We start from the raw sequence: 359 nt of genomic DNA, 5'->3' as shown, positions 1-359 counted from the left end.
CTTTCACCTATCCTTAGAGATGATAAGATTTACTCAGTCGATACTGAAGGCTTACTTAGTGCTATAGATCGTTTATCCGGTAAGACTCTCTGGAGTCATGAGCTGGATGAGACTATTAGCAGCGGCTTAGCAGTTGACCGAGATAGCCTCTATGTTGTGACGTTTTCTGGTTATTTAGTGTCACTACAACTTGAAAATGGCCAAGAGAATTGGCGCTCTCCGCTAAGCAGTGAAGCAACGGCTCCGCCAGCAGTAAACGGAGAACTGGTGATCGTTCAAACTATTGATGGCAAAGTTGCTGCTTTCGGGGCACAAGATGGCAAGCAACGCTGGCGTCATGATAGTGTTGTGCCGATACT

General features: G+C 46.2%; 1 protein-coding gene. It reads left to right on the top strand.

What is annotated here, in order from left to right; genetic code table 11:
- Window positions 1-359, top strand: a 359-nt coding sequence (locus tag A3763_RS06475) for a PQQ-binding-like beta-propeller repeat protein (protein WP_156494970.1), incomplete at both ends; no start/stop codon positions are given.

Source organism: Oleiphilus sp. HI0128 (assembly GCF_001635365.1).
This window is presented reverse-complemented; position numbering and strand designations above follow the sequence as displayed.